An 11,412-nucleotide genomic window follows, 5' to 3' on the forward strand; every position below is an offset into this window, starting at 1 on the left:
CGACCAATACCGTGCTTAAAACCCGAATCATTACCGCACTCATCCTGGCGCCGATTGCAATCGGTGGTATTTTTTTCCTTCCGCCTCTGGGGTTCGCCCTGTTTACCGGCGCCATCATCACGTTAGGGGCCTGGGAATGGGCCAATATGTCCGGAATCGAAAGCCAGCCCGGACGCGTCGGGTATGCACTGGTTATGGCGGCACTTCTCTATGCCCTGGGGGGCCTGCCAGCACTGTTGGTGCTTTGGCTGGCGATTGCCTGGTGGCTGGTTTGTTTCTGGCTGGTCAGACGGTATCCCGCCGGATCCGAACGCTGGGGCGCTATCCCGGTCAGGGCGCTGATGGGGTTCATGGTACTGGTGCCCGCGTGGGTGGGCCTGAATCACCTTCGCAATGGCGGCTTCCAGTTTGGCGACGTGGCCAACAATCTGGTCGTTATTCTGTATATTTTTCTGGTGGTGTGGGTGGCTGATATCGGCGCCTATTTTGCCGGCCGCGCCTTTGGTAAAGCCAAGCTGGCGCCTCGCGTCAGTCCCGGCAAATCCTGGGCTGGCGTATGGGGAGGATTGGCTGCAGTGGCCTTACTCGCCATTGTGGCCAGCCTTCTGGCCAACGCAGGTGTCGCGGAAGCCATGCTGCTGGTGGTGGCAAGTCTGGTGACCGGTTTTGTCTCGGTTCTTGGCGATTTACTTGAAAGCATGCTGAAGCGCTTTCGAGGCATCAAGGACAGCAGTCAGCTGCTGCCCGGGCATGGCGGCATTATGGATCGTATCGACAGCCTCACCGCGGCCATTCCGGTATTTGCCCTGATGATTACTCTGTTGGGCTGGTTGACCGCCGGCCAGGTCGTGGCATGACGAAACGCTCGATTACGGTTCTCGGCGCAACGGGCTCCATTGGCTTGAGTACCCTGGATGTTATTCGCAGGCATCCAGACCGTTTTTCAGTGTATGCCCTGACCGCAGGAACCCGGGCGGATGAATTGGCAACCCTGTGCCGTGAATTTCGACCGGCCGTTGCGGTGATGGCCGATGCAGAAGCTGCTGAACGCCTGAAGGCGCTGTTGGCGGATATGCCCGAGACCCGCGTGCTGGCGGGAGAAGCGGGGCTCTGTGAGGTGGCGGCTTCGGCGGAGTCGGACACCGTGATGGCTGCCATTGTCGGCGCTGCCGGCCTGGCGCCAACGCTGGCCGCAGTCCGGGCCGGCAAACGCGTTCTTCTCGCCAACAAAGAAGCGTTGGTGATGTCCGGCAAACTGTTTATGGATGCGGTTGAGCGCCACGGGGCCGAGCTGCTGCCTATTGATTCTGAACATAATGCCATTTTTCAGTGTATGCCGGCAGACAAGGTGCGAGACCCTTGCGGCGCGGGTATTACCCGTATCCTTCTGACCGCCTCCGGTGGACCTTTCCGGGAGTATGCGGCTGAGGACTTACGGGCGGTGACGCCGGCCCAGGCCTGCGCCCACCCTAACTGGTCAATGGGTCAGAAGATTTCTGTGGACTCTGCAACCCTGATGAACAAAGGCCTGGAGTTGATTGAAGCCTGCTGGCTGTTCAATACCTCGCCGGCAAACGTGCAGGTTCATGTCCACCCCGAAAGCATCATTCACTCCATGGTTGAATATGCCGACGGCTCGGTGCTTGCCCAGTTGGGAAGCCCGGATATGCGCACCCCCATTGCCAATGGTCTGGCCTGGCCTGAGCGTATTGAGGCTGGTGTCGCGCCCCTGGATTTATTCGCCATTGGCCGTTTTCACTTTGAACGCCCGGATTTGCAGCGTTTCCCCTGTTTGCGCCTTGCGGCCGAAGCCTTTGCTGCAGGCGGTACAGCGCCTGCGGTACTCAATGCCGCGAACGAGGTTGCAGTGGCGGCGTTTCTGGAAGGCCGGCTGTGCTTTGCCGATATCCCCGTTATTATAGAGCGAACCCTGACGGCCACAGACGTTGTGCCGGCGGACAGCTTTGACACTATTTTCGCGAAAGATGCCGAGGCTCGCCGCCGGGCCAGGGAACAGATCAGCCTGCTGGCTGTCTGACGTCCCTGGGCCTGACAGGCCGCTCATTCAGCCATAAACCGGAACGTCTATGCAGATCATTCAAACCGTACTGGCACTGGCGCTTACCCTCGGAATCCTGGTAACGCTGCACGAATACGGCCATTTCTGGGTGGCACGCCGATTCGGTGTGAAGGTGCTTCGTTTTTCCGTGGGGTTCGGCAAGCCTCTGTTTTCGTGGTATGACCGTCACGGAACCGAATATGCGGTAGCGGCCATCCCCCTGGGGGGGTACGTGAAAATGCTGGATGAGCGGGAAGGGCCGGTACCGGAAGAGCTGCGTGAGCAGGCGTTTACCTCGAAACCTCCGTCCCAGCGCATCGCCATTGCGGCTGCCGGGCCTATTGCCAATTTTCTGTTCGCGATTCTCGCTTACTGGGTGTTGAGTGTTGTTGGCGTTACCACCGTCGCTCCAGTGGTTGGCGAGGTGGCTCAGGGCAGCGTTGCCGAACGGGCAGGGCTGGAAAGCGGGATGGAAATCCATGTCGTTGACGGCCATAGGGTGACCTCCTGGCGAGACGTGAACATGCGGCTGCTCGAAAGGGCGGGAGAGCACGGTCAGGTTTCGCTGGAGATTTCCCGGGATGGTTCCAGGGGCATTGTAGCGGGTCCATTGGACGGATGGCGTCTGAGTGATGATACTCCGAACCCGCTGGCGGAATTCGGGATATCCCCCTGGCGTCCGGATGTCCCCGCGGTGCTGGGTGAGGTGACTGCCGATGGCCGGGCAAATGCGGCCGGGCTTAAAGGCGGTGACCGCATATTGGCTGTTGATGGCGAGCCGGTACCGGACTGGTTCGCTCTGGTGGAGCATATTCGGAACGCCCCGGAACAGACTCTGGAACTGACCATCGAGCGCTCTGGCGATGAATTGAATGTTCCGGTAACACCTGCTTCGAGAACGCTTGAGGATGGTCAGGTCGTTGGTTTCGTAGGTGCCGGCGTAAGCGCAGTGAACTGGCCTGACGAACTGTTGCGGGAGGTCCGCTACGGGCCTTTGGCGGCGATACCGACTGCTGTGAATGAAACCTGGGCCGACACACGCCTGACCCTGGTGGCGATTAAAAAAATGGTCACCGGGCTGCTGTCTCCGACCAATCTCAGTGGACCGATTACCATTGCCCGGGTTGCCGAGGCGAGTGTCAGCTCGGGGTTCGAAGACTTTGTGCGCTTTCTGGCGTATCTGAGTGTTAGTCTTGGCGTGCTTAACCTGCTCCCCGTTCCGGTTCTGGATGGTGGGCACATTGTGTACTACACCATCGAAGCCATTCGCCGGAAGCCACTTTCCGAGCAGGCCCAGGCCTTTGGATTACGAATCGGTATGGCTTTGATACTGACTTTAATGGTGTTTGCTCTTTACAACGACCTGATGCGGTTGTGAGAATTGCGGGCTCCTTACCGCACATTAACCAGGCGAAATAACTGAATGAGACGTTCCCTTCTAGCTGTAGCCGTTGGCCTAGCAATTACCGCAACCGGTATAAAGCCAGCGCTGGCGGATGAATTCACGGTTGCGGATATTGAGGTAGAGGGCCTTCAGCGGGTTTCAGCAGGTTCTGTGTTTTCAGCTTTTCCGGTAAACATCGGCGAGCGTATGGACGAGACCCGACTCGCTGGGGCCATCAAGGATCTTTTCCGGACCGGATTGTTTACGGATATCCAGGCCAGTCGTGATGAGGGCGTGCTGATTCTCTCGGTACGGGAACGTCCGTCGATTTCCTCTATTGAGATCGAGGGTAACAAGAACATCGAGACCGAGATGCTGATGGACGCCCTGGCCGGTGCGGGCCTGGAGGAAGGTCAGGTATTTCGGCGAGCCACGCTGGAGAAACTGGAGCTCGAAATTCTGCGCTCCTACATCGCTCAGGGTCGCTACAACGCAAGGGTAAAAGCCACAGCGGAAGAGTTGCCCAGGAACCGTGTTGCCATTCGCCTGGATATTAATGAGGGTTCTGTCGCCGCCATTCAGCACATCAATATCGTTGGAAACGAAGATTTGAGCGATGAAGAACTCATTGGTCTGTTCGAGTTGCGCACCAGTAGCTGGTGGAACTCACTGACCAACAAAGACAAATACGCCCGTGAGCGCCTGAGCGGGGACCTGGAGTCCCTGCGCTCGTTTTATCTAGATCGCGGCTATCTGGATTTCAACGTTGAATCCAGTCAGGTGTCCATCTCGCCGGACAAGCAGGAAGTCTTTATTGCCATTTCCGTTAATGAAGGCCCCCAATACACCATCTCGGACATTCGCTTGCGGGGTGAACTGATAGTCGGTGAGGAAGAGCTCCGCAAGTTCATTCCGGTAAAAGAAGGGGATGTATTCTCCCGTGCACAAATGACGGCGATCTCCGAAGCGCTTTCGTTCCGGCTCGGTCGCGAAGGCTATGCGTTCGCCAACGTCAACGCGGTGCCGGAGCCGGGTGAAGACAATACAGCTGCTGTTACCTTCTTCGTGGAGCCCGGCAAGCGGGCGTATGTCCGCCGGGTAAACTTCGACGGCAACGTGTCCACAAAGGATGAGGTGTTGCGCCAGGAAATGACCCAGATGGAGGGTGGGGTTGCCTCGTCCGACCGCATCGAATTCTCCAAAACCCGTCTCGAGCGCCTTGGGTTTTTCCAGACGGTCGATGTCGAAACGGTTCCGGTACCCGGCACCGACGATCTGGTTGATGTGAACTACAGCGTGCAGGAGCAACCAACGGGCAGCTTGTCCGCGTCGGTGGGCTTCTCGCAAAATTCCGGCGTAATCCTGGGTGCCTCGGTCTCGGAGAACAATTTCTTCGGTACTGGCAAGCGCGTCTCGTTTGGTGTGAACGTCAGCGATTCGGTGAAAAGCGCCAATGTGTCTTATCTGGATCCGTACTACACGGTGGATGGCGTAAGCCGGGGCTTCAGTTTGTTTGCCCGTGAAACCGATTACGAGGAAGAGGATATTTCCTCCTACCTGCTGGATGAGTACGGGGGCCGGTTAACGTTCGGGTACCCGACAGACTCCATCACTCGTTTGAATTTCGGTGCTGGCGTTACTCAGTCGAAGATCAAGCCCGGAGTATTCTCTGCCCAGGAAGTAAGAGACTTCATCGTTGATGAAGGTGATTCGTTTACCAACTACTTCCTCTTTGGCAGTTGGCGACGCAGCACACTCAACCGCGGGGTACTGCCAACCAACGGCTACAGTCATTCCCTGTCACTGGATGTCGCTGTACCAGGCAGTGACCTGACCTTCTATAAAGCGACCCACAGGACGGATTTCTATTTCCCGCTGACGGATTCTGCCAACTGGGTTTTACGGGCGCGAACTGAGATTGGCTATGGAGACGGCTACGGTGACCGCAGTCAGATGCCGTTCTTCGAGCATTTCTATTCCGGGGGCTATGGCTCTGTAAGGGGATATGAAGCAAACTCTCTGGGTAACAAGGCGGAGCGTGCGGCAGGCGATTTCTCGGATCCCGATCCGTTCGGTGGTAACGTTCTGACAGAAGGTGGGTTGGAGCTGATCTTCCCGACGCCCTTTGCGGGAGACTCTCGCTCAATGCGCACGTCTTTCTTTGTCGATGCCGGACAGGTGTTTGATACCGAGAGAGGTTTTGATCCCGAGTTAGGCGAGGTGCGGACTTCGGCTGGTGTCAGTTTCCAGTGGATCACTGCGGTAGGCCCGCTGGCTTTCAGTCTGGCCAAGCCGCTGAATGATAAATCCGGTGACGACACCCAGGTCTTCCAGTTCTCACTGGGGCAGACGTTCTGACCGGGCTATAAAAAAAGAAAGAATGAAACAAAGGAGAAGATTGATGACCCGTTTGATGACTATCCTTGCAGTCGCTCTCATGGCCTTATCGGCCCAGGTAGCGGCGGAGACCCGTATTGGTGTGGTAGATCTGCGCCAGGCTCTGTTTTCCTCCAATGATGCCCAGGCATTCAGCGAAAAGCTGCAGCAGGATTTTGCCGGCGACGAAGCCCAGGTGCGTGAAGCTCAGGAAGCCGCTCGCAAGTTGAAGGATCGGCTGGAGAAGGACGGCGCCATGATGAACGAGAGCGAGCGTAATCAGCTGGCCGCCGAGTTTCAGGAAAAGGTAAAGGAATTCAATTTCCTGAAACAGCGTCTCGACGCAACCGTTAACCAGCGCAAGCAGCAGTTTCTGGAAGGCGCACGGCCAGAGGTAGACGCGGCTGTGAAGGAGCTTCTGGAGGAAAATGACCTTGATCTGATTCTGCCCAGCGAAGCGGTGGTTTACGTCAAGCCGGAGATGAACCTCACCACACAGCTGCTCGAAAAACTGAACCAGTGATGTAGAAAGGGGCTCCCCGGCCCCTGTGTTTGGAGAAAACGATGACACAGAAGTCCTATCGGCTGCAGGAGATTGCCGAGGCATTGGGAGCGAGCCTCCGGGGAGACCCCGATATCCTTATTACCGGGCTTGCCACCTTGCAGGCAGCCGTCCCGGGCCAGATCAGTTTTCTGGCAAATCCCTCCTACGCCAAATACCTGAAAGATACCCGGGCGTCAGCGGTGATTGTGTCTGCGGCTGCGGCGGATGAAGTTCCGACCAATGTCCTGTTACTGGACAACCCCTACCTGGGCTATGCTCACCTCAGTCATTGGTTTGATCCGGCTCCCAAGGCTTCCCCAGGCATTCATCCAACAGCCGTGGTTGATGAGTCTGCCAGTATTCCTGAATCTGCTTCCATAGGCCCGCACGTTGTGATTGAGGCCGGGGTTCGTATTGGTGAGCGGGTGGCTGTCGACGCTGGTGGTTTTATTGGTGCAAGAGCATGTATTGGAGACGACAGTGTGCTTCGGCCCCGGGTCACGCTTGCTCATGATGTGGTGGTTGGTAAGCGCTGTCATATTCTCAGTGGCGCGGTGATTGGTTCCGACGGCTTCGGGTTTGCCAATGAAAAGGGTGTCTGGCATCGCATCGCGCAGCTCGGTGCCGTGGTGCTGGGCGACGACGTGGAGGTTGGCGCCAATACCACCATTGATCGTGGCGCTCTGGACGACACCACGATAGGCAACGGCGTAAAGCTGGACAACCTGATTCAGATTGCTCACAACGTGCAGATTGGTGATCACAGCGCGATGGCGGCCAAGGTTGGTATCGCAGGTAGCACCCGAATTGGCAATCACTGCGTGTTTGGTGGCGCCTCTGGCGTGGCTGGTCACCTCGAAATAGCCGATCAGGTTCACCTTACGGGTATGACCCTGGTGACCGGTGATATCCGGGAATCGGGGGTGTATTCTTCCGGCACTAGTGCGGATACCAATCGCCAATGGCGAAAAAATGCCGTCCGCTTTCGCCAGCTGGATGCTCTGGCGCGACGGATTAAAGAACTGGAAAAGAAATTAGAGGGCTGAGGCCGATCAAGATGATGCACATCGATGAAATTCTGGAGTACCTGCCGCACCGTTACCCCTTCTTGCTGGTGGATCGGGTGACTGAGGTCGAAAAAGGGAAGTCGATCAAGGGGTACAAGAATGTATCGTTCAACGAGCCCTTTTTTACCGGTCATTTTCCGGACAATCCGATCATGCCGGGCGTCCTGATCATTGAAGCCATGGCGCAACTGTCAGGAATTCTTGGTTTTGTGACTGTGGAACGGAAACCGTCGGATGGCGTGGTACAATATTTGGCTGGGTCCAGTAAAGCGCGTTTCAAGCGCCCCGTTTTACCGGGTGATCGCTTGGATATGGAGTCTGAGTTCATCTCTGGCAAGCGCGGTATCTGGAAGTTTGATTGCCGTGCACTCGTTGATGGCGAGGTGGTATGCGTGGCAGAAATACTTACCGCTGAGAGAGAAGTTTGATGGCGACAAATGACTGGTCGGGTGTCCATCCTCAAGCGATTGTGGACCCGTCAGCCAAACTGGCGGATAACGTGACGGTTGGCCCCTGGAGTTATATCGGTCCGGGGGTGGAGATTGGTGAAGGTACCGAGATTCTCTCTCACGTGGTTATCAAGGGGCCGACAGTGATCGGCCGCAACAACCGAATTTTCCAGTTCTCCAGTATCGGCGAAGAATGCCAGGACAAGAAATACGCTGGTGAGCTGACCACGTTGGTCATTGGTGATGACAATGTTATCCGCGAGAACTGTACGATCCATCGTGGCACCATTCAGGACCGGGGTGAGACCCGGATCGGTAATGGCAACTTGCTGATGGCTTATGTGCACGTGGCCCATGACTGTATTGTCGGAAATCATACCATTCTGGCCAACTGTGCCACCCTGGCAGGGCATGTGTCCGTGGGTGATCATGCCATTCTCGGTGGCGGTACCATGGTTCATCAGTTCTGTCATATCGGGCCCCACAGCATGGCTGCCGGGGGCAGTATCGTACTCAAGGATATTCCTGCCTATGTTATGGCCAGCGGCCAGTCTGCCCAGCCTCATGGCATGAATGTGGAAGGGCTGAAGCGACGTGGTTTTGCCAAGGATACGCTCCTTAGTCTTCGCAGGGCCTACAAAGTGGTTTATCGCCAGGGCCTGACGACCGAGCAGGCCATCGAAGAGCTGGAGCGCAACTTTGCCGATGTCCCAGAGGTACTCCCGCTGATTGACTCGCTCAAGGGAGCGGATCGCGGCATCATTCGTTAAGCCAGCCGGAGGCCGCTGGTGACACATCGACAGGCCAACTCGGCCACGTTCTCAGGACGAACCATAGCCATTATTGCGGGCGAGGCATCGGGAGATATTCTCGGTGCCGGCCTGATTCGTGCGCTAAGAAAGCGTTACCCGAAGGCTCGTTTTGTCGGCATCGGCGGCGATGAAATGATCGCTGAAGGCTTTCACTCGCTGGTGCCAATGGAACGGCTTTCCGTGATGGGCCTGGTGGAAGTGCTCGGGCGAATCCGCGAGCTGTTCAGTATCCGTGCCCGTCTGCTGGATTATCTGTTTACTACCCCCCCGGATGTTGTGGTCGGTATCGATTCGCCGGACTTCACACTGGCCATCGAGCGTCGATGCCGGGAAGCGGGCATCCCGTCGGTACACTACGTAAGCCCTTCAGTTTGGGCCTGGCGCCAGAAGCGTATCTTCAAGATTGCCAAGTCTGTCGACCTTATGTTGACCCTGTTTCCCTTTGAAGCCCGTTTTTATGAGGAGCATCATGTGCCGGTGTCTTTTGTGGGGCACCCTCTGGCCGACAGGATAGAGCTGGAACCGGATACTCTGGCGGCGCGGAAAAGTCTTGGTCTGGAGGTCGATAAACCTGTGCTGGCGGTGTTACCGGGTAGTCGAGGTGGTGAAGTTGAGCGCCTGGGTACTCTGTTTCTGGAAGCTTCCCGTTGGCTCCAGGCTCGCCGCCCCGATCTCCAGCTGGTTATTCCTTGCGTCAATCGGGATCGTGAACGGCAGGTGCGTGATCTGGTTGAATCCCTGGAGGTGAGCTTGCCTGTCACGCTGGTTCGTGGTCGCTCGAGGGAGGTGATGGCCGCCAGCGATGTGGTGCTGCTGGCGTCGGGTACCGCGACGCTGGAGGCTATGTTACTGAAAAAACCGATGGTGGTAGGTTACCGGCTCAGCGATTTCAGTTACAAGATATTGTCCAGGTTGGTCAAGGTTCCCTGGGTGGCGCTTCCTAATTTGTTGGCCCAGGAGCAGCTGGTGCCCGAGTTGTTACAGGACGACGCAACGCCGGAGAAGTTGGGGGCGGCGGTTCTGGAAAGGCTGGAAAACGAACAGGAACGCGACAGGCTGCACCAGGCGTTTCTGGAGTTGCACCAGGTGCTGCGCCAGGGCGCTGACGAACGTGCGGCGGCAGCGGTGTCTGAGCTGCTGGAGTCTCGAAGCTGATGGTGGCCAAGGCACTTCCTCCTTTTCAGTGTTCCTATCGCGGCTCGCTATTGGCGGGTGTGGACGAAGTGGGGCGTGGCCCGCTCATCGGGGCGGTTGTGACGGCCGCTGTGATTCTTGATCCAGTGCGGCCTATCCCCGGGCTGGCGGATTCCAAAAAGCTTACCGAAAAGAAACGCCTGCGATTATATGACGATATTCTGGAAAACGCGGCTGCCTGGAGCCTGGGCCGATGCGAGGCCAGTGAAATCGACGAGCTGAACATTTACCAGGCGACAATGCTGGCCATGAAGCGTGCCGTTGAGGGGCTCTCGATAGCCCCGGAGTACGTTCTTGTGGACGGGAACCGTTGCCCGAAGTGGCGCTGGCCATCCGAGCCCGTGATCAAAGGTGATAGTCGGGTTGAGGCGATCAGTGCTGCCTCCATCCTGGCAAAGGTGACGCGAGATCGCGAGATGGAGGCGCTGGATGTCCGGTTTCCGGGTTTTGGGCTCGCCCAGCACAAAGGGTACCCCACGCCTGTGCATCTCGAGGCGCTCAATCGCCTTGGGGTGACCCCGGAGCATCGCCGATCCTTTCGGCCGGTAAAGATGGCGCTGGATGCCGTCGGGGTTTATGGAGGTTCGTCCGCGCCTGTTCAGGAGTTGAACTATCCTGCCGATTTATTTGAAAATATCGATTGACAGGGTGCGGGGCCGGCGGTAGTATACGCGCCACGTTGACAGGGGTGGCCCGGTTAACAAACAGTTTGATGCGGGGTGGAGCAGTCTGGTAGCTCGTCGGGCTCATAACCCGAAGGTCGTTGGTTCGAATCCAGCCCCCGCTACCAATCCAGAAAAGCCAGCTTTTGCTGGCTTTTCTCATTTCCGGGGCCAGTGTTTTATTCTGACCCTGTTTCTTGCAAGGCAGGCCAGTTTTACTGGTCTGCCTTTTTTGTTTCCGCTTCTCTGCGATGTACCGGGTGTCCCCTCAATTAATTCCGATTTCCGTCTTGCATTATGGTGACGGGAAAATGACGATTTTTTATCTTTAAAAATGACGTTTATCGCATCATCATTCGCGCCGATTTTATAGAATTTCACAAAATCGACGGAAATATGGTGGTGAATAACCTTGAAACGCGTCATTTATATGTCAAAGGCATGGATTGCCGCGTTGTTGGTAGGGATGGTGCTCGCGGGTTGCGGCGGCGGTGGTTCCGGCGGTAGTGAATCCGCCACTCAATCTGGCAGCCTAACCGATACCGGAAGTAGTGTTGGCAGTGCTCAGCCGGTTGCAGAGCGCTCTGCTGTATTGAGCTGGTCTGCGCCTATGACTCGTGTAAACGGTGAGTCGATCGCGATGGGAGAGCTGGACAGATACGTGATTCGTTACGGGCAGGATGCTGATGATCTGTCCAGAGAGATCACCGTAGATGGCGCCAGTGGTGAGGCAGAGATGTCCTATGTGGTCGATAACCTTGACGCTGGTACCTGGTATTTCACGATTCAGGTTCAGGACACTGCCGGTCTTCTGAGTGAGCCTTCTGAGCCGGTCAGCAAGACCATCCAGTCCTGAGCAGGCATG

General features: G+C 56.7%; 11 protein-coding genes and 1 tRNA gene. All 12 read left to right on the forward strand.

The annotated features are described in order from the left end of the window. Nucleotides 1–11 precede the first annotated feature (11 nt). The 12 genes from JIF53_RS05115 (at nucleotide 12) to JIF53_RS05170 (ending at nucleotide 11,403) form a co-directional block, all read left to right on the forward strand. Nucleotides 12–857, forward strand: coding sequence for a phosphatidate cytidylyltransferase (locus tag JIF53_RS05115; protein ID WP_199452013.1), 846 nt, complete (start codon nucleotides 12–14; stop codon nucleotides 855–857). Next, nucleotides 854–2,038 carry a 1-deoxy-D-xylulose-5-phosphate reductoisomerase gene (gene ispC / locus JIF53_RS05120; RefSeq protein ID WP_199451982.1) on the forward strand — a complete coding sequence of 395 codons (1,185 nt, stop codon included), beginning with the start codon at nucleotides 854–856 and terminating at the stop codon, nucleotides 2,036–2,038. Before JIF53_RS05115 ends, ispC begins: the two co-directional genes overlap by 4 nt. 49 nt (nucleotides 2,039–2,087) lie before the next feature. Next, complete coding sequence (gene rseP, locus JIF53_RS05125; RefSeq protein WP_199451983.1) at nucleotides 2,088–3,437, forward strand: RIP metalloprotease RseP; 1,350 nt, start codon at nucleotides 2,088–2,090, stop codon at nucleotides 3,435–3,437. A 45-nt stretch (nucleotides 3,438–3,482) separates the two neighbouring features. Continuing rightward, the gene (gene bamA, locus JIF53_RS05130) at nucleotides 3,483–5,801 is read left to right on the forward strand and encodes an outer membrane protein assembly factor BamA (protein WP_199451984.1); all 2,319 of its coding nucleotides are present in this window, start codon (nucleotides 3,483–3,485) and stop codon (nucleotides 5,799–5,801) included. A 43-nt stretch (nucleotides 5,802–5,844) separates the two neighbouring features. Next, nucleotides 5,845–6,342 (forward strand): OmpH family outer membrane protein, encoded by a 498-nt coding sequence (locus tag JIF53_RS05135; RefSeq protein ID WP_199451985.1) that lies wholly within the window; start codon nucleotides 5,845–5,847, stop codon nucleotides 6,340–6,342. A gap of 41 nt (nucleotides 6,343–6,383) precedes the next feature. Then, a complete protein-coding gene (lpxD, locus tag JIF53_RS05140) occupies nucleotides 6,384–7,409 on the forward strand; it encodes a UDP-3-O-(3-hydroxymyristoyl)glucosamine N-acyltransferase (protein WP_199451986.1) in 1,026 nt (341 codons plus the stop codon). Nucleotides 7,410–7,420: 11 nt separating this feature from the next. Then, nucleotides 7,421–7,858, forward strand: a complete 438-nt coding sequence (gene fabZ / locus JIF53_RS05145; RefSeq protein ID WP_011785996.1) for a 3-hydroxyacyl-ACP dehydratase FabZ — start codon at nucleotides 7,421–7,423, stop codon at nucleotides 7,856–7,858. Continuing rightward, on the forward strand, nucleotides 7,858–8,649 hold the full coding sequence (gene lpxA / locus JIF53_RS05150) for an acyl-ACP--UDP-N-acetylglucosamine O-acyltransferase (RefSeq protein ID WP_153741584.1): 792 nt from the start codon (nucleotides 7,858–7,860) through the stop codon (nucleotides 8,647–8,649). The genes fabZ and lpxA overlap by 1 nt, the downstream gene beginning before the upstream one ends. Before the next feature lie 18 nt (nucleotides 8,650–8,667). After that, nucleotides 8,668–9,846, forward strand: a complete 1,179-nt coding sequence (gene lpxB / locus JIF53_RS05155) for a lipid-A-disaccharide synthase (RefSeq protein WP_153741583.1) — start codon at nucleotides 8,668–8,670, stop codon at nucleotides 9,844–9,846. Beyond that, entirely contained in the window at nucleotides 9,846–10,529 is a 684-nt protein-coding gene (rnhB, locus tag JIF53_RS05160; protein ID WP_153741582.1) for a ribonuclease HII, read from the forward strand. Before lpxB ends, rnhB begins: the two co-directional genes overlap by 1 nt. Before the next feature lie 69 nt (nucleotides 10,530–10,598). Further along, nucleotides 10,599–10,675: transfer RNA gene (locus JIF53_RS05165), tRNA-Met, on the forward strand. 302 nt (nucleotides 10,676–10,977) lie between these two features. After that, nucleotides 10,978–11,403 (forward strand): fibronectin type III domain-containing protein, encoded by a 426-nt coding sequence (locus JIF53_RS05170; RefSeq protein ID WP_228285475.1) that lies wholly within the window; start codon nucleotides 10,978–10,980, stop codon nucleotides 11,401–11,403. The last annotated feature ends 9 nt before the right edge of the window (nucleotides 11,404–11,412 follow it).

It is taken from the genome of Marinobacter sp. bablab_jr008 (genome assembly GCF_016464145.1).
GTDB lineage: Bacteria > Pseudomonadota > Gammaproteobacteria > Pseudomonadales > Oleiphilaceae > Marinobacter > Marinobacter nauticus.